Here is a 22353-nt window from a genome sequence, read left to right on the forward strand (position 1 = left end):
TTACTAAAAAACAAGGAGAACTTTTAAGTTTTCGTAAAAGCCATGTAAATCAAGACTTTTTACTCGCTAGGTCTTGTACAATATAAGTAACGACGAAGGGGGCATGATGAATGAAAGGTTATGGTTTCTCACCTAGTACAACGAAGGTTTTTCTAAAAAACGATAAAAAAGCCAAACAGCAATCGAACTCGGTATTCGTTAGACAATTGAGAATTCCCATTGCAACAAACAAAAAATCTACAGCAAAAAACCTCATGAATCACCAAACGGCACTAAAGGTAGCTTATTTTGTGAATATGCCTTTAGCACCGATAAATGACCTTCCTAACAGTATCATAAAAAATGGTTGCAAAGTCCGTAACTGCTACCATAGTGAAAAGCAAATAGCCCGCTGGCTCGTTAAAAAAAGTGAGTACAACAGAGCAAGACACAAACTCCACCGTTATTATTGAATTTCTTGCGCTAATTGCATCAGACGTTGCTCATCCATTATATGATAGCCGTTCTTTTTCTTTTCTAAAATGTTAGCTTCGCAAAATTGAGCAAGAACATATAGTAAATGCCGGTAAGAGACCCCCAAGTATTCACATATCTCTGTATGTTTTTCTTTATAAATGCCTTTGTCAGATGATAGCTGGATAAAGGCAGCTAACCGATTTTCCAGTGGATAAGCCTGATTTTGCGTATACTTAGATGTCATTTTGGAAGCTTTTTCCCCTAAAAAAACACATAATCGACGTAAAAACGGCGCATCTGCTAATAACATGTCTTTGCATCCCTGCGTCGCAATGGATAAACAGATTGTCTCTGTCACCGTTTGAATCCCCTTTGTATACCTCGCCTCATTCAACAATTCAATTTCTCCCATAAAACATGGCGCTTCTATATATTCAATCAGTGATACCTTTCCATTTTTATGGGTCATATACAACTTTGCTTTGCCTTCCATCATATAGTACAGCGTATCTGGAAAAGACCCTTCTTTAAAAATCCATTCCCCTTTCTCAAATTTACATATTTCTATATAAGGATGAATATTAAACGAAAAAAAATCTTCAATTTGAAAATTTTCTATATAGTAAGAACGTTCTTCCCCTGTAAGTTTTTGCATTTTTAATGGACTCCTGTTCAAAATATGAGATATCTCACATTATTGTAGCGAGGAACGTGCTATTATTCAACATAGTTAAATGGAGGTACCAAATTTTATGAACAATCAACGATGGCTTTCTCAAAATTTCTTTGCATTTTTTATTACATGGGGTATTTTCTTACCTTATTGGACAGGTTGGTTAGTCGATGCAAAGCACCTTACTGTATCTCAAGCAAGTGTTGTAATGGGCTGCGGTCTTTTAGCACGGGCAACATCGAATCTATTTTTCTTTCCTATCCTTGCAAAATATGTGCACAATAAACGACTGATTACGATACTAGCAATTGGTGCATTGCTGACAGCTTTACTTTATATTCCAAGCACAAGTTTTATCGCTCTTCTTTTCGTTACCATTTTATTTAGTATTTTTTACCCTGCTCTATTGCCTGCCGTGGAAAGTAGTGCGGCAACGCTTGTACAATATGGCAATGTCCACTACGGTAAAAGTCGTTCTTACGGATCATTTGGCTTTGTTATCGCAGTACTGATTATTAGTATGTTAACAGGCGTTTTTGGGAAGGATATTATTTTTTGGAGCATGATTTTAGGGATTATCGGGATGTTATTCATGCAACAAATGGCAACACCAAAAGAATTGCTTATTGTACCTACGAAAGAACAACGTGCAAAATCACTATCAATGAAAACATTATGGAGCATTAAAGGGTTTCCGATTGTATTATTGATTGTTATTTTATTACAAGGTGCCCATGCATCCTACTATAGTTATGGTTATATCTATTTAGAAGATTTACACGTCGATCCATTCTATATGGGGATGATTATTAACATTGCGGTTGTTTGTGAAATTTTATATTTCATGAAAGCTGATACACTGTTTACGAAATGGCGCTCATCTTCACTATTACTGTTAGCAGCTAGTGGATCGTCGTTACGTTGGTTACTCATCTTCCTTTTTCCAAACGTTTGGGTATTTATCGGCTCACAAGTATTACATGCCTTATCATTTGCATTAGCACACTTTGCCTTTATCGGCTATTTAACAAAGAACTTACCGAAGGAACAAATTCCTAATGCACAAGGCTTATATTCAGCACTGGCAATGGGTTTAAGCACTGCCATTCTCACATTTTTAGGCGGCTATTTATACGAAATATCCCCTGGTCTCGCCTTTGCGGCGATGCTGATTTGTACAGTACCAGCAATCGGTATATTGCTAGCTACTCGTAACAGATTCCAGTACTAAAATTAGAATAACCCCAATGGTTTGATTACCATTGGGGTTTTATTTATATACACTATTTTTCATTGATTTTATGCAAAGTAAACCCTCTAACCAATAACAGAATACCTAAGATAAAGAAAACGATACTGAAAAGAAATAATACATAGCCAGAATCAAAAAAAGAATTATAGAAAGTTTCCTGACCTACATACGTTAAATTTGAGACACTGATAGCCGTAACAATATACTGAGTTGAAATTAAAATAGCTGCAATAACTAAAAACAGTGACCCTACAATTTTATCTTCCATATCTACACTCACCTCACGCATTATTGAGGATTTTTCTTTTTGTAAAAAAACCCTTCGAAGGTCATATATAACGCGACTGCAATACAAAAAATAAGTAACCATGTGTTATTTTCTTTTAGGTCTGTAAAAATTAACACTGCACCCAACAACGTTATTAGTATTTTAATGATTAGTTTCATCAAAATAACCTCTCCTCTCTATACGATAGAAAAATAAAGATATGTCCGAGCAACTACAAGCTAACATTTTTAAAGGTAAAAATCAACATTATATGCACGCCAGTACCTTTTTTAGAATAAACCTGTCATTTTGTTTGACCTATAAAAGTACCATTTCAATTATTGAAAATAAATAATTGAATATTTTTGGTACACTCATAGAATTTCTCGCTTACTTATAACGCTGAACATACCAGTAATACTAGTATGTAGTAGCGTTTGTCCTCATATGAAATTTTCAAAAAAAAAGTTGAAATTACTCTGATTTTTCTTAAAATAAATTATATATAATTTATTTTTTTAAGGAGGAATCTATATGGCATCTATTCTTTTACCTCGTAACTAGCTATTAATTTTCTCGTCACTTTCCTTATCACTCCAGCTATTCTACCTAAAAGGCGTCAAAAAGCCAACACCACTATTTCACATGAAAATATACTAATGAAAGGGAAAAGAGGGATAGTATGACTTCGAAAAAAAGGTCGATTGTAACAATTGTTTCAATGTCTTTAATTTCAAATTTAGTTATTGTGCCATTGAACCCTAGTGATGCTAAAGCGGTGGAAAATAAAACGATTGAAGATGCTACTGACAATGCAATATTTTCTGAACAACAACTAGAAGAAGTTCAAATTATCGCAGATCACGTATCTTATGAAAGAAGAAATGGTATTGGTGTTTTTACAATTTCTAATATCGCAGAGATGGAGAAAAAATTACAAAACATTCATTCTACCGTTACTGCTGAAGAAATAAGTTCTGCGATAGCAGATATCAATACTAAATTAGCTGATGAAAACGGAAATGGTGAAACTACGGATTTACTAGTTAAATCTAGAAACCTTATTCAATATGGAACCGAGACTGCACCACGTATCGTAAAAAGATCATGTAGTAAATGGTTAGGTGGCTTAGGTCTTGCTCATGTCGCAGCTACTACAGGAGCAGGTGTACTATTAGGTATTTCAGGTCCAGTAGGTTGGACAGTTGGGACTGGGATTGCTGCGGCATACTATTTAGGTTCACTGGCATGCCCAAACTAAATTCTTTTTATAAAAAACACCAAATTTCCGTTAATTTCTCCACTTTTTTTATTTTTACATGTTTAACCATGTATCATATCACGCATGCTATTTACCCTACTGTCATCCTTTATATTCTAATGGTGTTAAACTTATTTTCTTTTGAATATTTGTTGAGTCGTAAATACAATAGTCCTCAAAAAAGAGCTATTCCAGCGACATTATATTTTATGTTCACCGGTATTCTAGCTATATTAGCGTATTTATGGTTAACAGATAATTTAGTTGACTAGTGGAAAATATTAAAAAGCGTTTTGCATCGATATTCTACTATGCAAAACGCTTTTTGTTCCTTCTTAATGTAAATATTCACCGATTTTCAGTCGGCTTTTTTCATCCTCGACTTTGCCACTTGACACAACTTCTCTACCCCATATTGCAACTGTTCTCGTGTTGCATACGCATATGAAAGTCGAATATGCTGTGTATCTTGCGCATCATAAATATAGCCTGGGTTAATCAGAACATTGTACTGCAATAACTTTATAAAAAATGCTTTATCCACGATTGGTGCGTGAAATTTTAGCCATATATAAAATCCACCTTTTGATCGTTCCCAACTCGCAATGACCTTCAGCTTTTCATGTAATAACTGTTCAACAAAGTTTGCCCGCTGCTGAAGCGCTTGTCGTAAACCAACTATATGGCGTTCGTACTTTCCTGATTGGAGCCAATGCAAAACAATTTCTTGCGAGATAGCACTTGATCCATAATCTGTTTGCATTTTAATATCCGCTAAGCGTTCGATCACAGTTGTTGGCCCGATTAACCAACCAATGCGCAGTCCAGGACTAAGTGTTTTGGAAACACTGCCGATATATAAAACTTGTCCGCTATCATCTAGTGATTTTATAGATGGGGATCCTTCATTGAAAAGTAATTCATGATAGACATCATCTTCAATAATGGGAATGCGGCATTGTTTACAAGCCTCGTAGAGTTGCTTTTTTTCTAATGATGTCCATACGCCTCCAGTTGGATTATTTAGCGTAGGAACAGCATAAAAAACAGCCTGCCTTTTTCTTTTCTTGTGCGCTAATGTTTGAGCAAGCCCTTCATCTCGGTCAATCGCCACCATTTGCATCCCGACAGATTGAAATGGATGAACAGAATTTAAATAAGATGTTTGTTCCTGAAATACGATGGAACCTTGCTCTAGCAAACCAACTGCAATAAGCTGTAATGCTTGTAGTCCACCCGAAACAATGCAGACATTTTCGGGTTGTGCCTGTATGCCTCTTTTTTGTACATATTGGCAAATTGCTTCCCGCAGTTGCTTGTTACCTTGCGGAGATGAATAACCTAACACTTTCGGTAGTAAAGAGATTTCCTTTAAGGATGCTTCTATTTCTCTAGTAGGTAATAAGCTTGGTGCTAATTCTCCTGTTCCTAAGCGAATGATACTATTCCGTTGCTCATATTCGTTGATTAATTGAATCGTATGATAATTTGGTTTGTGGAGACTTGTTTCTATGTACGTCTGCCAATTCGGTTGTCTGTGTTTAATTAATGTGTGCCAAGAAGTGTTAGCAACATAAATCCCTGAGCCTATCGTCGTTTCTAGTATGCCCGCTGCCTTTAATTCCTCTAGTGCTTGCTGCACTGTACTGCGGTTAACACCTAATTGCATTGCGAGTTGCCTTTGCGTTGGTAACTTTGTTCCTGCAACCCAATCCCCTCGTTCAATGCGCTCTGTAATCCATGTTACAATTTGTTGTTGTAATGTACGATTTCCTTGTCGAGTTGGTTGCCAGTTCATATGTTCACCTCGTAAATTGGGTGGGTAAAATACCATCCAATTGGTCGTTTTCTTTTAGTTATAGCACAGGTAGAATGTGAATGGAAAGGAGGGATTGTCATTGGAGGCATTTCTGCATGGTATGATTTTAGCATTTGGACTTATTTTACCTTTAGGTGTACAAAACGTCTTCGTTTTTTCACAGGGTGCTACGCAACAACGTTTAATATTAGCCCTACCAGCGGCTATGACGGCAGCACTTTGTGATACTTTATTAATTTTGCTTGCTGTTTTTGGTTTATCCGTTATTGTTTTGCAATTTGAATGGCTACGGCTTGTCTTAATGGGCGTCGGAATTGTATTCCTTTTATATATGGGCTATAGCATTTGGCGCTCGGATTCGACAACTAGTCAAAAGAGCGAAACGTTGCCCGTTAAAAAACAAGTTTTATTCGCGCTGTCCGTATCCTTATTAAATCCACATGCTATTTTAGATACAATTGGTGTAATTGGCACCAGCGCATTAAAATATAATGGCACAGCACAAGTACTCTTTACTATTGCATGTGTGCTCATGTCGTGGTTGTGGTTTTTCGGTCTAACATTGGCCGGTGCTTCTTTCAAAAAGCTTGATGGCTCCGGCAAGCTGATGAATTTCTTCAATAAATGTTCAGCAATCTTTATTTGGGCAACTGCTATTTATTTACTGAGTGGATTACTTTAATCTAGTACATAATTTAGAGTTCTTTGATTGATCAACGTTTTGCGTAATGTTTCAAAATCTTTAATTTACAATATATTTATTTACAAATCAATCCAAGTAATAGCTATTCTATATAGCCCCTTTTTGCTCACATTATTAATAAAATAGCTGTAGCGAGTGATAACAAAAATCATTAGCTAACGCAAAGACGAAATCTATATATTGAATTGAAACGTTTATTTTAACAATCATAGAAATCTACATATGTGGTGTAAGCTTTGTGAAAATCATCTCAATTTTTTTAAAATTATCTTGCGTATTTATCTAGCGAATTCTAATATATGAAAAAATATTTCTTTTATTTTACTTAGTTTTATTAAATTTAAGTATCTTCAACAGCTTTAATAAGAGCTTAGTATTTATTATTTTTCTACATTTAGAGGAAGCTACCTCCTCTTTTCATGTAATTATCTCATTTTAAAATATTATAATTTTTATAATAGTCTGACTTATCGCTATATACTTAAATTATTATAAGAGGGAGGGGTATAGAAATGAGCAACTTACAACCTATTTCTTCAGAAGAATTAGTAAAGTTTGAAGAAGTTCGTAACGGTGACAAAATTACTGTTATTCGATGCTAGTTTTAAGACACAAAGAACGAATATTATTCGCTCTTTGTGTTTTACTTTACGTTTGAGTTTTGATTAGGAAAAGTAAATTACAAATGATTTTCTTTGAAGGTTGGGGAAAATGATATTATTTTATCTATTTTTATTCTTTATAGTTTTTAATTTATATACGTATTTAAGTCTATATGTTCATGAATTTGGACATTTTATTGCTGCAAAACTTCTTGGAGCAACGCAAACAAGAATTATACTAAATATTAAAAATGTTAACCCTTGTACTACTTTCAGTTTTGGAAGGAAAATAAGCAATTTTGAAAATTGCATTATAACGCTCTCTGGAGTCATATTGCAACTAACGCTTTCCATACTGATTTTGTTACAAAACTATAGCTTATTCATAAAAATAGTTGCAGTTATTCATATACCGGCAATTTTAATTAATATTTTGCCTTTAAAACCGTTAGACGGATATTATTTATTGCCACTATTGAAAAATATAAAAGGTTCTATTATTTTCTTTTATTTGCTATTTATTTTATCTATCCTTATATCAATCTACCTCACATGGCAATATTTATTTTTACTATTCGATAGTTCATTCAATAATACATTAATTATTATGATATTACCCGCGCTAATACTATATAAAATTTTCAGAAAAATAAGTAAATATAGGAGGGTTGAATATGGAAATAACTCATAAAAAATATAAAGTAAGATATGGTAATTCCAAAATTCTTTTAACAAACGAGAACAACTCCTTATTTTGGGAATCTGAAATTTGCCATACAGAAAATACAGAAAAAGAAGAAAGGAATTTCTTTACCGCCACGGATAAAGCCTTCTTTTCCTACCCATTAAAAAAATTAGGGAATGTTCATTTATTTGGAATCCCTTTTAATAAAGGTTCTAATAAAAGTAATTCAAAAGTGAAAAATTTTGCTGCTGCTTTAAGGGAATCGAGCCTACGACTTCCAATATATTTAGATGAATATAATGAACAAACTTCAGGTATTTATGATTATTTAAGAGATAAATATTTGATGAAAAATTGTTTGTTAGTCGATCATGGTGATTTATCAATAGTCAACGATAGTTTAGAAGAAACTAATCACCAAATATTTCAAGTATTGAACTACATAGAACCTCAAAAAACAAAATTTTGTGTAGTAGGTGGAGATCATTCAATCACATATACTCTTGTAAAAAATCTAACAAAGATATTATTGAAAAGAATGCTTATTATTCAATTTGATGCTCATCATGACTGCGGATCGGATATTTTAAAAATGGATAAAGAGATTTGTCATAGCAATTTTGTTCGTTTTTTATTACAAGAGGAAATGATTGCTGGAATCATTCAAATAGGTGTTAGAGGGCTTAGATCATTAGGGCAATATTATAATCATCCTAAACTTTTTCAACTCAATTTTACTGATATAGATAAGCTTCATTCAATTGTATCTGAATTATTAAATACTGGCGATGAAATAATTGGGTATGTTTCATTCGATGTTGATGTATTAGAACCTAGAGATTTCCCTTTAGTAGATTTTCCAAAAATTGAAGGACCAAAATTACAAGAAGTTATCAATATGATACAGGAAATTTTTAAAATTGTACCTTCCATAAAAGCAGTAGATATAGTCGAAGGACAATCAGGTGGTGAGCCTGAACAATATGATTCGGTTCTTCATATTTTATTATATTTACTGGATGAATTAACTAAAAATGGAGGTGAAAAGTAGTCATGTTAAAAAGTGAAGATCAAATTCAACATGATTGTATGCTGAAATTAAGTGAGGAATCGATATATGGTTCTGATTTTGATAATTTTATAGCATTAGTAAATTTATCAAAAGAACTACAACCTTTATTACAATATGATAAATTAAAAATAATACAAGTATGGGAAAAGTATCGCTTTAATAATGAAGTACAAAACTACTTAAGACAGGAGCCATTTGCTTTTTCGGGATTCAAGGAAAAAATAGGTATGGAGAATATTATTTCTTGCTTTGAAAAAGGCGGTATTTTTGCTACTTTTCATTTTGGCCATTACCGTCATGTGCCTCTTGAGTTAACAAAATCTTTGAATAAAGGTAACAATTTTTCATTGGATATTGTAGTAGACAGAGAATCTTATGATAGTGAATTAGAATTAACAAAGTGGAATGAAATTAAGCAAGAGAATAATATAAGTTACATAATAGCAGAGGAAAATATAAGTGGCTTAAAGTTGCTTCGCTTACTTAAACAAGGAGGCTCATTTCTATTATATTTGGATGGAAATACAGGAGCTGGTGAAGATTCAAAACCAATTGAAGTTCAACACATTACATCATTAATAAGGTTAAGAAGCGGTATTTTCCGATTGCTGCTGTTAACTAAAAAGCCACTGTGTCTTGTAATGGCAGATTTAAATTCGGATGGAGAACCTCGTTTGAAAGCTGAGAATCTAAGATACTTTAGAAAAGAGAACTTTGAGCAATCTGTAAATGAAATTTACACGATTTTTAGAAACACACTAATCAATCATCCTGAATTATGGAGGTTTTGGTATAGACATCATCTTTTTGTGAATAGTTGGATAGAAATAAACATTTCAATGACAAATAGTCCATCGATTGATTGGCGAAGTAATAATGGCTTAGGATTAGATATAACTACAGGAAATGTATACAAGTTAGATTATTAAACAGCAGATTATCTTAACTTAATTCAGCTAGTCAAATCTGTTCAGCATGTGGATACAAAGACAGCAAGAAACCGTCGAAATTCTGGAATGGACTTGTCCTATTTGTCATGCATATCATGCGATATAGAAGCAAGTATCAATATTCTGACTGAGGTCTAAGAATGAAAGCCATTTGCTTAGCTAGAAATAGATACCATAGGAACTACGGAATAGCTTAGGAAATAATAGACACCACTGCAAGTAAAGACACACTTGCAAGTATGCTCTATCCCCAAGAAACGTCCACTTCAAGCGTTAAGAATTGTTATGTTTAACTGAGTGGTGAGTAGTTTACAAAGTAAAGATGACCAACCAGTAATCATTTGCCTAGGGGGACTACTATGTTTAAAAATCATAATTTTGTTTTACTGTTTTTCTCTCGTTTTTTTAGTGTATTTGCAGATGCTATGTTATTTATAATTCTATTATCTATGTTAGGCAATTTTGGTATTCGCGCTATCGGACTTTCAATTTTCTTTATTTTTTCTACACTTCCAGCAATAATATTTTCTTTGCCAGCGGGGGCAATTATTGAAAGAAAATACCTTCAAAAGGTCATGAGTTTTACTGACATAATACGATTTGTTTTAGTTGGATGTCTAGCATTAATTAACACAATTCATTTAACACCTGCTACCATTTATATATTTGTCTTTGCCATTGTCTTGTGTAATATATTTTACATCCCGGCCAATTCTTCTCTATTGCCCAAAATTGTTAAGAAGGAATATTTAGCAAATGCAAATAGTTATATCCAAATCACAATGCTCTTTGCAAAAATAGGTTCTTATAGCGTGGGGGCGTGGTCGATTAAAAGTGGATTGAGTTATTCTAGTTTGCTACTTATCGTTGGCTCATTTTACATTATTTCGATGATTATGATTTTAGCAGTAAAGCCATATCACAAAAATTTATCAACCAACGAACCAAAAACTATTATACAGGACGTAAAAGCTGGATTAGCTTATATTAAAATAAATAAATTATATAGTAAGCTGTTTCAAATATTTGGTGCAGCATGGTTAGTTGGTTCGTCAGTGGATCTTTATTTAATATCGTATTTAGTAGAAATATTGGAACGACCACATGAAGATTTATATATAATTACCACATATAGTTTGATTGGAATTGGTTTAGGATCTTTCATATCGCCTTACTTATACAAACGAATTAATCCTAAAATAGGGCTTTATGCTTCAAGTCTATTCTTTGGTATTATTATCGCTTTATTCTCATTGAAATTACCACTGGCGGTATTGTTAATAGGATTACTTTTCGGTGGATTTGCACAAGGCTTATTTTTAATTTTTATAAATACGTATTTACAAAGCAATGTAGAAGAGAAATATCTTTCACGAGTATACAGCTTATACCACTTCGTTTACACTGGAGTAAGCTTGCCAGGATATCTACTTTTCGGATACTTCATTGATCGTATCGGCATAATTAATACAGGGTTTATTATTGCAGCCTATTTAATACTAATTGCTTTAGTAACGATTTTCTACTTACCATCTTTACGAGATAAAAAGGAAATCTTAGAAGAAAGACATTCTTAAAAAAATCCAGCTATCTGTTTTTTATTGATAGCTGGTTATTATATTTTTATTCGTTTTTTAGCTTTTTTATATATGATTGTAAGTATTCTTCATAATTTAGAGCATGATTCAAGGATTCAACCTTATGTAATATATCTATTGATTCTTGAGCAAGTTCAAGACCTTGTTTATATTTTGTATGCATTTTAAATATACCAAAGTAAAAATTTAGAATTGTTTTTTCTAAAATAAAGGTTTCAGGTATATTTTGATTTTTTAATTCATATAAGTATGCTTCGGTTTCTTTCAACTTATTATGCTCCAGACATGTTCTAATAGTATTAAAATAGATATCAAATAAATTACGCTTGTAACTTAACATGTTTTTGAAATATATACTCTTTTTAATGACTTCTGATGATAGCAAAATTACAACATCTATATCCAATAAATGTAACGTATTTCCATAAAGAATTATTTCATATTCTCCCCAGACCTCTACTTGCCATAAATAATCAACGAGTATTTTTAAATTTTCTTGTTTAACTTTGTTGGCAGTAAGGTCCGAAATAATTGCTTCGATCATGATGCTGTTTAATTTATATGACAATACATTAGTTAGTTCAAATTTAAAAATTTCATCATTTCTTAACTTATTCAAAAACTTTAAATCTCCACGTAAATAAGATTCCTTCATGTTTATAATTAATTCTTCAAAATGCTCTACTTTAAATTCATTATTGATATAGATAAATTCTTCAAAACTTACATTAATTCGATTAAGTAACAATAATAACTTAGAAACAGTTATGCCAGTTTCATCTCTTTCAAATTTAGATAAATGAGAAACAGACATTATATCTTTTGCTGTATTATTAAGACTATAACCTTTGTGTAACCGTAACTTGCGAAAAGTATTACCTAAGTTATCCATAAAAATCACCTTTATCATGTATTAAAGTAGAAATTATTGATCAAATTGTCTAAAAAAATAATAATAAAGAAATAGTGAATAAATATTCTTTTGAACCTAATATTAAAGAATTAGCGTTCTTAATCAAAAAAGCAGGTCGTTCAATCAAAGCTCTTATACTAGGGAACCACTTTTCTGAATAGCTTACTTATATTTTCTACTTTTATTAATTTTAAAGACATTTTACCCACCCTCTTTGAAGATAAATATTATTTTTACAAATTAGTATAAAATGCCTTTTACAAGATGAAAAGTGTCTATTTTTTGAATATTTTGTGAACAGAATTGATATATAATATAATTTAACAATAAAGAATATATACTATTTTTAAAAGTAATTTATTGTTTGCTGGAGCTGATATCTTGAAAAGATTAATTATAAAAACCCTATTGTGGCAAGCTATCTATTTATCGGTGGAATATTTATAGTCTTAGGTTTTTCTAAAGGTTTAATCTTCTTTCTAATAGGGGCACTTTCTACTGTTGTGGGCATTAAAAAAACAATAAGCTTTCTTAAATAAAGAAAATATCTTAGTACTAAAACATTGTTTAATTTGTAATTATGTCTAAATATAAATAGTAAGAAAAGTCGATTGAAAGGTTTTAGCGCATCCTTTAATTGACTTTTCTTAAACTATATATAATTAGAAAATAAACGTAATCCCCATTTCCCTATCAAACAATTTCTCCTGAATCACATGTTCTCCAAATTACACTTCCCCGAACAAAATGTCATTTAACCATACATTAGCTTTTAATAATGCCGTATACTGTTGGATGATTTTCACTGTTTCAGCATCCGTAGAAATAGAAAGCGAGATATATTGTACAACTGGTAACTGCCATTTTTTGCGGGTTTCTTGAATGGTACGTATTAACTCTCTTATTTGACCCTCCTGAAGTAAGTCTTCTGTTAAATGTGTATCAAGTAAGACACGACATTCATTCTCTTTTGCTAACACATAATGCTCCTTCACTATGGACTCTTTTAACACATGTGTTATTTGCTGTAGGTGGTCCTTCGTAAAATACAAAGGGCTTATTAACAGAACGATTACTGATGGATGCTTGAAACGTTCGTTCTCCCTCCCATATTTTACGAATTCTTGTTTCCCTTTCTACAGTTGTCTCTTTGTTGTTGTCAACTTGCATGTAAATTCCTCCTATACAGTCGTGTATAAAAGGCATACAAAAACCCCGTCCCAAGTAAGGGACGAGGTTAACCGTGAATACCACCCTAATTCTATTGAAACCCGCTCAATAGCACTTAGCAACGTACAATCATACGTGTTCACTTTAACGATAGACACCCGAATTAGCTTACTTTATTTAGCTAATCTTCAGAGAGGATCTTCATGAAACATTTGCACACCGACTTCCACCAACATGTCAGCTCTCTGTAGAGCAAAATGTAACACTACTCTTTCTCATCAACGAATTTGTATGCTTTTATTGTGACTCACCTTAACAAACTGGCAATTACTTGTCAACTTTCAGACAATCCGCGATGCTTTGATGAAGGGCCACATATTGAGGACTGTTTGCAGTTTGAATATAAAAACTTTTTAAAAATGATTTCCAGTTAAAGCGTAATATTCGATAGTGCCAGACATCAAGCTGTGCCTTTTGAGCAGACAGCATTTCCGTAGTTTCGCTTAATAATGTAATAATTTCTTGCTCCTGCAAACCTTGTTCTAGCATAGTGAATATAGGTACTAACAACCTTTCATCTTCATAATGAATAAAAGCATAATTTGTTTGTAACATCATTTGCCATAAAGGACGCAAAATATCTAGAAAAGAAGCTGTATTGAATTTAGGGCTTTTCACTAATTCATCTATTACGTCCGAGGCATGTGCTACACTATGCGCCCAGCCTTTATCCGGCACATATCCCCTTACATCTTTTTCAGCTAATAAATACGCGATTAACTTATGTGTTAATTCTTCTATCTTGTTCGCTTCAATAAAATCCGACTCATTATCTTTTGCTAATATTAGTGCAACTAGTAACATTGTAAAGGTTCTTGTAAAAACTGAATCGGATTCGCTCTCTCCAATGCCTTTATCTAGTAAGTCCGTTACACAGTATTGTAAAGTGTCGTTTAATAATGCAGGATGTAGTAAATCTTGTTCTACAATCATTGTATAAAAGCAACCATAGATTAGTCCGTCTCGTAGCTCACTATCAACTGAGCCAATATGCACTAGCATAGACTGTATAAGTTTATTTTGATCTACTTGTTGCCAAGCATTACTGTCATTTAGGAATGCTTGAAGTTCACATTTTAAATCCGCTTCACTAAATAATGTTTCATATAATATCATATGTAGTAATTTCTCCTTATGTTTAGAATACATACAATTAATAACATTAATTGTACCTTAATCCATAAGAAAAAACAGCTTATCATGATAAGCTGTTTCCAAATGGTGCTAGTCTGAGATTTCAATCTTCTCCAAATTAGCAACAAAATCATATTGATTTAATGGTTCTTGCCAATTGTACGTGACATTTACACTTTGTCCAATTGCAATTTTATCCTGTACTTCCTGAAGTGGAAACCAGACTCCATTCGTGTGTTTAGTAATGATTTCTTCATTCGATAATTTCCCGATTTCCTCTTGCAATGCCCCTGTCACAACTAAAAATCGGTCTTCCTCCATAGCAACAACTGTCCCATATTTGTATTGTGTAGAAATGTTAGGTTTAGACACGTTGTATTTGTTTTCTAAATAAGCAATTTGTTGGCCATATTTAGCAGTAAAATAATCCATCGCTTCTTTTTTCACAGTCGAGCGAGCATGTATTTGAAAACTACTATCAAATTCCCGATAATATTCCTTCATTAATTCAGCATGCGCGACTATTTTGACTACATTAACCCCTATATATTTTTCGTAATATTCATCAGGAGATAGCTTAAGATTTGCAAGCATTTTCTTCATTTTCATATCATTTTTAATAGCATTTATAAATTGTTCCCGTTCATAATGTTGCCGCTCAGTAATTGCGGCTTGACTAAATTTTATACCTTTACTTACTGCATAAGCATAATAGGCATCAAGCTCGATTAATGTTTGAAAGTTAAGACTAGTAAATTGGCTTTCATCTGTCTGTCCAGCATCATGAAGAATCATATCATATATTTTTTCATTCAATATCGGTACAGCATTTGCTGATAACTCGTCCCCATTGTTGACTTGTGTGTATATAAATAACCCTATACATATTGTCAGGATTACAGTATACATACTATACTGCCCGCGTCTCGATTTCATCGGGATAGCACGTTGTTCAATTTGCTTTACTACATTTGTCATCACACGTTTTTTACTTTCTGTTAAATCCCTTATTACTCGTACATCCATTTTACTCATGTAGCAACACCTCCCATTCAATATGCTCTAGCTTTGGCTTTAATAATTTACGTCCTCTGCGCAGCCTTGTTTTCACTGTACTGTCAGGGATCCTTAGAAGCTTCGCAATTTCAGCAACAGGCATGTCTTCAAAGTAAAAATAACTTAGTACCTCTCGTTGCTTTAATGGTAGTGAGAATATAGCATTTTCGATTAACGTTTGTTCATCTTGCTGAACGAGCATATCCCTTCTTGAGATTGTCTGCTTGGCAAAAATTTTCTGTTGCACTTGAATTTTGCGATAAGTCCAACTACGTAAATAATCTTTACTTTTGTTCATGACAAGCCTCGATAAATAAGCTTTTAATTCTCCACGTTCTTCATATTTTTGCTGATTGTCATAGAACTTAATAAACACATCCTGAACAATATCCTCTGCTTCTTGTAGGTCCTTTACATAATAAAAAGCAAGACGAATAAGTCGTTCCGTGTGCTGTTCCATTATTTCTTCTAGTTCCTTTACTTGCAACGTCTCGCGCCCCTTTCTGTACCCTATAAACGGTGCTCAGAAGCGAAAGGTTTGTTTTTTAGGGAATTATTATTATTTTTCATCAAAAAAAGGAAGAACCATCGTTTTTTCTGTTGAAGATAACACAATATTTGTAGAGGGTGTACCATAAGGCATTGCAGCATCAATAAACTGCTCTAATGTTTCGACAGAGTAAGTTGCGAGTTTAACAATATAACTAATTTCACCAGCTACTCGGTAACATGCCAAAACATCTGGATGGGCATTACAAAAGTCTGACAGGCTTTTACAGTCAATGGACTTAAACAAGACAATCGCTTGAATGGAGCGATCCATTTTCTTAAGATTTACTTTCGTTGTATAGCCTTCAATACTGCCCTGTTCTTCTAGTTTTTTAACGCGTTCGATAACAGCTGGTGAAGATAAATGAACGATTGTCGCTAGCTCCTTCATTGAGATTTTCGCGTTTAATTGTAATTGGCGTAAAATTTCTGTATCGATATTGTCCATTAGAATCCACCTTTTTTTATTAATTGTTTTTTAATTAATTCCTTTCGTTATAAGGAAAATAGACTTGATTACATTATATAACTTCTGTTATTCAGTTACTCCATTTATTACAATTAAAGCAATAAAGGAGGCATCAACCATATGAAAAAAATCTTACTACTTTTAGCAAATGGCTTTGAAGCGGTAGAAGCAAGTGTCTTTACAGATGTGCTAGGCTGGAACAAATGGGAGGGAGATGGCACAACAGAGGTTGTTACAGTAGGATTACATAACAAATTACAATGTACATGGAATTTTCAAGTTACGCCCGAAAAATTATTGCATGAAATTACACTCGAGGACTTTGATGCACTCGCCATTCCTGGAGGTTTTGAAGAAGCGGGTTTTTATGATGATGCTTTTAGTGAAGCATTTCAACAAGTTATCCGCCATTTTAACGAACATAAAAAGCCCATTGCGACGATTTGTGTAGCATCGCTCGCTTTAGGACATAGTGGCATTTTACAAAATAAGATGGCAACTACTTACAATCACCCAACAAGTAAACGATTAGGTCAGTTACAATCTTATGGAGCAGAAGTTATCAACGAACGGATTGTTCGGACAGAACACATTATTACCTCTTCAAATCCAGGCACTGCGTTCGATGTCGCCTTTCACTTACTCGAAATGCTTACATCTACTCCAAATACATTAAAAGTAAAAGAACTAATGGGATTTAAATAATCTTTTTTACGAAATAGGATCAGCTTATATTGCTTTCGTCCATTCACTGTGCGAAGCCATATAAGAAGGTCCTATTTATTTTATATGACGAGTTATATTAAAAGCTATGTAAACATAACTTACTGTAAAGCGCAACGATTATCATTTATCGAATAATCGTTACTACCCGATTAAGTCAAAGAATTAGGAGGCAAATGTGAATCGTCCACTTTCCAAACAATTATTAAATGCTCGATTTTTTCTGTTGCTCATGATTATTTTGTTTCTAACCCCATCTTTTTTTCCTAGTAGTGCCTGGCTCTTTTCTTTCGCAACGCCACTATTAAATCTCAATACTATATTTTTGAGTATTTTAATAGAAGCTTTACCATTTGTTTTAATTGGGGTTCTAATCGCTGGGTTTATTCAAATTTTTATTACGGAGCAACATATTCAAAAGTGTATTCCAAAAAATAAATTTTTGGCAATTATCATGAGCTGTGTCGTTGGTGCACTATTCCCCGCCTGTGAGTGCGGAATAGTACCCATTGTAAGAAGACTTATATCAAAGGGGGTACCTATCCATGCCGCAATGGGTTTTATGTTAACGGGACCTCTTATAAATCCTATTGTCATTATTTCTACATATATGGCTTTCGGTAATGATCTAAAAATTGCAGGGTTGCGCATGATATTAGGCTTTATCATAGCCATTATCGTCGCACTGCTTATTAGTATGCTGTTTACTGGAACACAATTTAAAAAGGGTATTCGAACTAATCATGCGCAGCATGGTACAGCAAAACTATCATTCTTTAAAAAATGTTCAAACATGGTCAATCATTCGATTGATGAGTTTTTTGATATGGGCAAATATTTAATCATAGGAGCTTTTTTAGCAGCTTTTGTGCAAACCTTTGTATCTACTAAAACGCTTGTAGACATAGGCGATCATTTTACATCTTCTATGTTAGTCATGATGCTGTTAGCCTATATCCTTTCGTTATGTTCCGAAGCAGACGCCTTTATAGGTGCATCTTTTAGCTCTATTTTTCCAACGCCATCAATACTTGCTTTCTTAATTTTTGGACCTATGATTGATTTTAAAAACACGATTATGATGTTGGGCGTATTTCGATTGAAATTTGTCCTATCAATACTAACGATCGTGTTTCTCGTTATCTTTTTTATAATATGGCTAATCGCACCTTTTCTTTAAGGAGGCAACTAATGAAATTTCACTTGCAACAAGCTGTAAAGGCCGTTATTTTATGTGCTTTCTCTGTTATGATTTTCAATTTACATGCAACTGGTGAAATAACGAAATTAATTAACCCAAAATATGAGATGTTAAGTAAAACCGTAGCGATTATATTTTTAGTACTGTTTGTAGCCCAATTAAAAAGAATTTTCTCTTTTTCTAATCATCGCAATCATAACGAGTTATGCAAGTGTTGCGCACATAACTTAGTCAACCCACCGTTTAATTGGAAAAGAGTATTATCGTATCTCATTTTAGTTGTTCCATTGTTTACTGGATTTACATTGCCTACAAAATTTTTAGATGCATCCATAGCGCAAAAAAAAGGCGCGACGCTAATGATGACCAATCAATCTCAAGCCTCAAAAAAAGATGAAGTGGCAAGTCGTAACGAAGTCAATAACGATGGTTTGTTGGTAGATCATCCTATTGATCCAAAACTATTAGAAGAAAAACAGGAAATGTCAAAAAAAGAATACGACCTTTTAAAGCAACAACTGGCCCAAAATCCAATTGTCGAGATGACAAATTATATATTCTCAGTATATTACGAGGATATTAATAATAATTTATCACAATATCAAGGCAAAAAAATACGACTAAGTGGTTTTGTGTTAAAAGAAACTGATTTACTAGAAAATCAATTCGTCATTTCCCGATTTTTAATTACGCATTGTGTTGCTGATGCAAGCATTATTGGATTTCTAACGGAAATGCCCGAAGCTGCGAGCTTACAAGAAGATAGCTGGATTGAGGCTGAAGGCACAATTGATATTGGTTACTATAATGGTGTTGAACTCCCTATCATTCGAATCGAACAATGGAAAAACATACAGGAGCCTGCTGAACCGTATATCTATCCAATTGACATTCTCATTAGTATGTAAAATAAAAAAAACCGACCTCCTAAGAGATCGGTTTTACTAAAATAATTATTCAGCAGCTTTCGCGCGAAGAACCATTTGTAGGATACCACCGTGACGGTAGTAGTCTACTTCTACTTCTGAGTCGAAACGAGCTAAAGCTTGGAAAGTTTTAACTGTACAGTCTTCAGATTTAGCAGTAACTGTTAAGATATCACGTGGTTTTACATTGTCAGTAATGTTTACAGAGATTTCTTCTTTACCAGTTAAACCTAGAGAATCAGCAGATTCGCCGTTTAAGTATTGTAAAGGAAGAACACCCATCATTACTAAGTTTGAACGGTGGATACGCTCGTAAGATTGTGCGATAACAGTTTTCACGCCAAGTAGGAATGTACCTTTCGCAGCCCAGTCACGAGAAGAACCCATACCATAGTCGTTACCAGCAAGTACTACTAAGCCAGTACCTTGCTCTTGGTATTTCATACATGCTTCATAGATGTACTCTACTTCGCCTGTTGGCCAGTAAGTAGTGAAACCACCTTCTGTACCAGGAGCTACTTGGTTACGGATACGGATGTTTGCAAATGTACCACGCATCATAACTTCGTGGTTACCACGACGAGAACCGTATGAGTTGAAGTCACGGATTGCAACACCGTTTTCGATTAAATATTTACCTGCAGGTGTATCTTTACCGATTGCACCAGCTGGAGAAATATGGTCAGTTGTAATTGAGTCACCGAACTTCGCCATAATGCGTAAGCCGTCTAAGCCTTTGATAGCTTCTGGCTCTTTTGCAAGACCTTGGAAGAATGGTGGGTTTTGGATGTAAGTTGATTTGTCATCAAATGTGTATAGAGACTCAGTTGATGTTTCAATTGCATTCCATTTTTCGTTTGCTGTGAATACAGTTTCGTATTCTTTTTGGAATAATTCACGGTTAACTACAGTACCTAATACAGCGTTAACTTCTTCAGTTGAAGGCCAGATATCAGCGAAGAATACTTCGTTTCCATCTTTGTCTTTACCGAATGAATCTTTTTGTAGGTCGATATCCACAGTACCAGCAAGTGCGTAAGCTACAACAAGTGGTGGTGAAGCTAAGTAGTTCGCTTTTACAAGTGGGTGTACACGGCCTTCGAAGTTACGGTTACCAGAAAGAACAGACGTTACGAATAAGTCGTTCGCTTTGATAGCTTCTTCGATTTCAGGAAGTAATGGACCTGAGTTACCGATACATGTTGTACAACCGTAACCTACAGTGTTGAAACCGATTTGGTCAAGGTATGTTTGTAAACCTGAATCTTCAAGGTAACCAGTTACAACTTTAGAACCTGGTGCTAAAGAAGTTTTCACCCATTTTGGTACAGTTAGACCTTTTTCTACAGCTTTTTTCGCAACTAAACCAGCAGCGATTAAAACGTATGGGTTAGATGTATTTGTACAAGAAGTGATAGCAGCGATTGCTACAGCACCTGTTGGAATTTCTACATCACCTTCAGCAAATTTAGCTACAGAAGTTTTTTCGAATTCATCTTCAGTTAAACCGAAACCTTGAGTTCCTTGTGGAGCCACTACTGCTTCTTTGTAACGAGAACGCATTTGAGATAGTGGAATTAAGTCTTGTGGACGTTTAGGACCAGAAAGGTTTGGTTCGATTTCAGCTAAGTTTACTTCTAATACGTCAGTATAAACTGGCTCTAATGCTGGATCAAAGAACATGTGGTTCGCTTTTAAGTAAGCTTCAACAACCGCGATGTGCTCTTCGTCACGACCAGTTAAACGCATGTAGTTTAATGATTCTTCGTCAATAGCGAAGTAACCACAAGTAGCACCATATTCAGGAGCCATGTTAGAGATTGTTGCACGGTCAGCTAGTGGTAATTTAGATACGCCAGGTCCGAAGAACTCAACGAATTTACCAACTACGCCACGTTGACGTAAAACTTGTGTTACTTTTAATGCTAAGTCGGTAGCAGTCGTTCCGTTTGGAAGATCACCAACTAATTTAACACCGATAACTTCTGGAATTGGGAAGTATGAAGGTTGGCCAAGCATACCAGCTTCAGCTTCGATACCACCAACACCCCATCCAAGAACGCCGATACCGTTGATCATTGTTGTATGTGAGTCAGTACCTACTACTGAGTCTGGGAATGTTTCGAATGTACCGTCAGCATTTTCGTTTACGTGTACAACTGGAGCTAAATACTCTAAGTTTACTTGGTGAACGATACCTGTTGCTGGAGGTACAGCACGGAAGTTATTGTAAGCAGTTTGAGCCCATTTTAAGAAGTTATAACGCTCAGCGTTACGTTCGAATTCAAGGTCCATGTTAGCTTGTAATGCAGATGCATTACCGTATTTGTCAACTTGTACTGAGTGGTCAATTACAAGGTCAACTGGAATAGCAGGGTTGATTTTGTTTGGATCTCCGCCCATTTCTTTCATTGCTGAACGAAGAGATGCAAGGTCAACTACTACTGGTACACCAGTAAAGTCTTGTAATACTACGCGAGAAGGTTTGAATGGTACTTCAGCTTCTGGATCAGCACCGTTACCCCATTTTGCTAATTCGTTTACGTGCTCTTCTTTGATTACGTATGCATCATATTGACGTAAAACTGATTCTAATAATACTTTGATTGAGTAAGGAAGGTTTGAAACTTTTGCAACGCCAGCTTTTTCAATCGCAGCTAAGTCATAGTAATTGTAAGTTTTACCATTAACTTCGAATGATGCGCGGCTGTTGTGTAAATTACCTTGTGCCATTTGCGGATCCCCCTAAATATCTTTTTGAAAAGGCCTATGTAAAGCATCTTTTCTCCACCACCCATAATAACGTATTTATA

22 protein-coding genes and 1 other annotated feature are annotated in these 22353 nt (G+C 34.2%); of the genes, 10 read left to right on the forward strand and 12 right to left on the reverse strand.

Going from position 1 to position 22353, the window contains the following annotated elements:
* The first annotated feature begins 110 nt into the window (after nucleotides 1–110).
* Nucleotides 111–452, forward strand: a complete 342-nt coding sequence (locus tag I5435_RS12095) for a hypothetical protein (RefSeq protein ID WP_024361807.1) — start codon at nucleotides 111–113, stop codon at nucleotides 450–452.
* Here I5435_RS12095 and yeiL read toward each other — a convergent pair.
* Entirely contained in the window at nucleotides 446–1111 is a 666-nt protein-coding gene (gene yeiL / locus I5435_RS12100) for a transcriptional regulator YeiL (RefSeq protein ID WP_024361808.1), read from the reverse strand. The two genes, I5435_RS12095 and yeiL, sit on opposite strands and share 7 nt — an antisense overlap.
* 97 nt (nucleotides 1112–1208) lie before the next feature.
* On the opposite strand from yeiL, the gene I5435_RS12105 reads away from it, so the two are divergent.
* Entirely contained in the window at nucleotides 1209–2360 is a 1152-nt protein-coding gene (locus I5435_RS12105) for an MFS transporter (protein ID WP_229389648.1), read from the forward strand.
* 52 nt (nucleotides 2361–2412) lie between these two features.
* Here the strand turns inward: I5435_RS12105 and I5435_RS12110 are convergent, their stop codons facing one another.
* On the reverse strand, nucleotides 2413–2649 hold the full coding sequence (locus tag I5435_RS12110) for a hypothetical protein (RefSeq protein ID WP_107895365.1): 237 nt from the start codon (nucleotides 2647–2649) through the stop codon (nucleotides 2413–2415).
* Nucleotides 2650–2669: 20 nt separating this feature from the next.
* Nucleotides 2670–2831 (reverse strand): hypothetical protein, encoded by a 162-nt coding sequence (locus I5435_RS12115; RefSeq protein WP_158694858.1) that lies wholly within the window; start codon nucleotides 2829–2831, stop codon nucleotides 2670–2672.
* A 500-nt stretch (nucleotides 2832–3331) separates the two neighbouring features.
* Between I5435_RS12115 and I5435_RS12120 the strand changes: the two genes are divergently transcribed.
* Nucleotides 3332–3910, forward strand: a complete 579-nt coding sequence (locus I5435_RS12120; protein WP_108030862.1) for a hypothetical protein — start codon at nucleotides 3332–3334, stop codon at nucleotides 3908–3910.
* A gap of 358 nt (nucleotides 3911–4268) precedes the next feature.
* Here I5435_RS12120 and I5435_RS12125 read toward each other — a convergent pair whose 3' ends face one another.
* On the reverse strand, nucleotides 4269–5708 hold the full coding sequence (locus I5435_RS12125; protein WP_108030863.1) for an aminotransferase-like domain-containing protein: 1440 nt from the start codon (nucleotides 5706–5708) through the stop codon (nucleotides 4269–4271).
* A 100-nt stretch (nucleotides 5709–5808) separates the two neighbouring features.
* On the opposite strand from I5435_RS12125, the gene I5435_RS12130 reads away from it, so the two are divergent.
* The 4 genes from I5435_RS12130 to I5435_RS12145 all read left to right on the forward strand — a co-directional run bounded on the left by I5435_RS12130 (nucleotide 5809) and on the right by I5435_RS12145 (nucleotide 11318).
* Entirely contained in the window at nucleotides 5809–6411 is a 603-nt protein-coding gene (locus I5435_RS12130) for a LysE/ArgO family amino acid transporter (protein WP_337982314.1), read from the forward strand.
* Between the two features lie 1297 nt (nucleotides 6412–7708).
* Nucleotides 7709–8770 carry an arginase family protein gene (locus I5435_RS12135; RefSeq protein ID WP_337982315.1) on the forward strand — a complete coding sequence of 354 codons (1062 nt, stop codon included), beginning with the start codon at nucleotides 7709–7711 and terminating at the stop codon, nucleotides 8768–8770.
* Nucleotides 8771–8772: 2 nt separating this feature from the next.
* Nucleotides 8773–9720, forward strand: a complete 948-nt coding sequence (locus tag I5435_RS12140) for a hypothetical protein (RefSeq protein WP_337982316.1) — start codon at nucleotides 8773–8775, stop codon at nucleotides 9718–9720.
* Between the two features lie 380 nt (nucleotides 9721–10100).
* Entirely contained in the window at nucleotides 10101–11318 is a 1218-nt protein-coding gene (locus I5435_RS12145) for an MFS transporter (RefSeq protein WP_337982317.1), read from the forward strand.
* 46 nt (nucleotides 11319–11364) lie between these two features.
* Here I5435_RS12145 and I5435_RS12150 read toward each other — a convergent pair whose 3' ends face one another.
* From I5435_RS12150 to I5435_RS12180, 7 genes are all read right to left on the reverse strand, one after another.
* Entirely contained in the window at nucleotides 11365–12231 is an 867-nt protein-coding gene (locus I5435_RS12150; protein WP_337982318.1) for a helix-turn-helix domain-containing protein, read from the reverse strand.
* 749 nt (nucleotides 12232–12980) lie between these two features.
* Entirely contained in the window at nucleotides 12981–13232 is a 252-nt protein-coding gene (locus I5435_RS12155) for a DUF5915 domain-containing protein (protein WP_108030868.1), read from the reverse strand.
* Complete coding sequence (locus tag I5435_RS12160; RefSeq protein WP_337982319.1) at nucleotides 13213–13422, reverse strand: hypothetical protein; 210 nt, start codon at nucleotides 13420–13422, stop codon at nucleotides 13213–13215. Before I5435_RS12160 ends, I5435_RS12155 begins: the two co-directional genes overlap by 20 nt.
* Before the next feature lie 54 nt (nucleotides 13423–13476).
* Nucleotides 13477–13713 (reverse strand) — a binding site (T-box leader).
* A 36-nt stretch (nucleotides 13714–13749) separates the two neighbouring features.
* Nucleotides 13750–14598 carry a DUF2785 domain-containing protein gene (locus I5435_RS12165; RefSeq protein WP_108030870.1) on the reverse strand — a complete coding sequence of 283 codons (849 nt, stop codon included), beginning with the start codon at nucleotides 14596–14598 and terminating at the stop codon, nucleotides 13750–13752.
* Nucleotides 14599–14706: 108 nt separating this feature from the next.
* Nucleotides 14707–15651 carry a DUF3221 domain-containing protein gene (locus I5435_RS12170; protein ID WP_337982320.1) on the reverse strand — a complete coding sequence of 315 codons (945 nt, stop codon included), beginning with the start codon at nucleotides 15649–15651 and terminating at the stop codon, nucleotides 14707–14709.
* Nucleotides 15644–16159: a sigma-70 family RNA polymerase sigma factor gene (locus I5435_RS12175; RefSeq protein WP_025219438.1), complete on the reverse strand. Its 516-nt coding sequence runs from the start codon at nucleotides 16157–16159 to the stop codon at nucleotides 15644–15646. The genes I5435_RS12170 and I5435_RS12175 overlap by 8 nt, the downstream gene beginning before the upstream one ends.
* A 72-nt stretch (nucleotides 16160–16231) precedes the next feature.
* Nucleotides 16232–16669, reverse strand: coding sequence for an Lrp/AsnC family transcriptional regulator (locus tag I5435_RS12180; RefSeq protein WP_024361823.1), 438 nt, complete (start codon nucleotides 16667–16669; stop codon nucleotides 16232–16234).
* Between the two features lie 141 nt (nucleotides 16670–16810).
* Between I5435_RS12180 and I5435_RS12185 the strand changes: the two genes are divergently transcribed.
* The 3 genes from I5435_RS12185 to I5435_RS12195 all read left to right on the forward strand — a co-directional run bounded on the left by I5435_RS12185 (nucleotide 16811) and on the right by I5435_RS12195 (nucleotide 19522).
* Entirely contained in the window at nucleotides 16811–17395 is a 585-nt protein-coding gene (locus tag I5435_RS12185; protein WP_337982321.1) for a DJ-1/PfpI family protein, read from the forward strand.
* A 196-nt stretch (nucleotides 17396–17591) separates the two neighbouring features.
* Entirely contained in the window at nucleotides 17592–18593 is a 1002-nt protein-coding gene (locus I5435_RS12190) for a permease (protein WP_337982322.1), read from the forward strand.
* Between the two features lie 11 nt (nucleotides 18594–18604).
* A complete protein-coding gene (locus I5435_RS12195; protein WP_024361826.1) occupies nucleotides 18605–19522 on the forward strand; it encodes a TIGR03943 family putative permease subunit in 918 nt (305 codons plus the stop codon).
* A gap of 45 nt (nucleotides 19523–19567) precedes the next feature.
* Here I5435_RS12195 and acnA read toward each other — a convergent pair whose 3' ends face one another.
* A complete protein-coding gene (acnA, locus tag I5435_RS12200; RefSeq protein WP_337982323.1) occupies nucleotides 19568–22273 on the reverse strand; it encodes an aconitate hydratase AcnA in 2706 nt (901 codons plus the stop codon).
* Between the last annotated feature and the right edge of the window lie 80 nt (nucleotides 22274–22353).

This window comes from Lysinibacillus sp. C5.1 (assembly GCF_016350185.1).
GTDB classification, from domain to species: domain Bacteria; phylum Bacillota; class Bacilli; order Bacillales_A; family Planococcaceae; genus Lysinibacillus; species Lysinibacillus sphaericus.

Coding starts and splice junctions, on each gene's coding strand:
- I5435_RS12095 (WP_024361807.1), top strand. CDS start 111: ATGAAAGGTTATGGTTTCTCACCTAGTACAACGAAGGTTTTTCTAAAA.
- yeiL (WP_024361808.1), bottom strand. CDS start 1,111: ATGCAAAAACTTACAGGGGAAGAACGTTCTTACTATATAGAAAATTTT.
- I5435_RS12105 (WP_229389648.1), top strand. CDS start 1,209: ATGAACAATCAACGATGGCTTTCTCAAAATTTCTTTGCATTTTTTATT.
- I5435_RS12110 (WP_107895365.1), bottom strand. CDS start 2,649: ATGGAAGATAAAATTGTAGGGTCACTGTTTTTAGTTATTGCAGCTATT.
- I5435_RS12120 (WP_108030862.1), top strand. CDS start 3,332: ATGACTTCGAAAAAAAGGTCGATTGTAACAATTGTTTCAATGTCTTTA.
- I5435_RS12125 (WP_108030863.1), bottom strand. CDS start 5,708: ATGAACTGGCAACCAACTCGACAAGGAAATCGTACATTACAACAACAA.
- I5435_RS12135 (WP_337982315.1), top strand. CDS start 7,709: ATGGAAATAACTCATAAAAAATATAAAGTAAGATATGGTAATTCCAAA.
- I5435_RS12140 (WP_337982316.1), top strand. CDS start 8,773: ATGTTAAAAAGTGAAGATCAAATTCAACATGATTGTATGCTGAAATTA.
- I5435_RS12145 (WP_337982317.1), top strand. CDS start 10,101: ATGTTTAAAAATCATAATTTTGTTTTACTGTTTTTCTCTCGTTTTTTT.
- I5435_RS12150 (WP_337982318.1), bottom strand. CDS start 12,231: ATGGATAACTTAGGTAATACTTTTCGCAAGTTACGGTTACACAAAGGT.
- I5435_RS12160 (WP_337982319.1), bottom strand. CDS start 13,422: ATGCAAGTTGACAACAACAAAGAGACAACTGTAGAAAGGGAAACAAGA.
- I5435_RS12165 (WP_108030870.1), bottom strand. CDS start 14,598: ATGATATTATATGAAACATTATTTAGTGAAGCGGATTTAAAATGTGAA.
- I5435_RS12170 (WP_337982320.1), bottom strand. CDS start 15,651: ATGAGTAAAATGGATGTACGAGTAATAAGGGATTTAACAGAAAGTAAA.
- I5435_RS12180 (WP_024361823.1), bottom strand. CDS start 16,669: ATGGACAATATCGATACAGAAATTTTACGCCAATTACAATTAAACGCG.
- I5435_RS12185 (WP_337982321.1), top strand. CDS start 16,811: ATGAAAAAAATCTTACTACTTTTAGCAAATGGCTTTGAAGCGGTAGAA.
- I5435_RS12195 (WP_024361826.1), top strand. CDS start 18,605: ATGAAATTTCACTTGCAACAAGCTGTAAAGGCCGTTATTTTATGTGCT.
- acnA (WP_337982323.1), bottom strand. CDS start 22,273: ATGGCACAAGGTAATTTACACAACAGCCGCGCATCATTCGAAGTTAAT.